Below are 529 nucleotides of genomic sequence, written 5' to 3' on the forward strand. Positions count from 1 at the left end.
AATCAGTGGTTAACAAAGTTTCTTAAGCGGTACAACAATGCAATAAACTCTGAGCCAAACATAAACAAAGAAGATAAGGAAAAATATATCTTACCAGTATTATCGCTGCATAAACTACGTCACACCTCTGCAACTTTATTAATAAGTGAAAAGGTTGACATTAGGACAGTAGCTGGCCGCCTAGGTCATGCGCAAACCTCTACAACATTAAACTTCTATAGTCATGCTTTAAGAGCTTCTGATATAAAGGCAGCCTCCACCCTCGAAGATTTACTGAACAGAAAACCAGATACTGGTATAAAAAAAGCTTAAAAATATGAGTAGTGATATATATTAGATGCATATATAAATCAATAAACATTTATTAATGACAGGCTTAATAGTCTGTCTTTTTATATGTTTTTATCTCCATAGCAGACAAATAGTAGACATTTTTATTTTTTTAAACTTAAAAAGAATATAATAAAACCCCTAACTATTGCAATTAGAGGTTTTCTTTGGCGCGCCATGAGGGACTCGAACCCCCAAC

Annotated in this window: 1 protein-coding gene; it reads left to right on the forward strand. The window is 33.6% G+C overall.

The window, feature by feature from the left end; translation table 11 throughout:
• A partial coding sequence (locus RCF13_RS11035; protein ID WP_308141179.1) for a tyrosine-type recombinase/integrase occupies window positions 1-312 on the forward strand: 312 nt, incomplete at its 5' end.
• Window positions 313-529: the final 217 nt, after the last annotated feature.

It is taken from the genome of Stenotrophomonas maltophilia group sp. RNC7 (genome assembly GCF_030910085.1).
Taxonomy (GTDB): Bacteria; Pseudomonadota; Gammaproteobacteria; order Xanthomonadales; family Xanthomonadaceae; genus Stenotrophomonas; species Stenotrophomonas sepilia.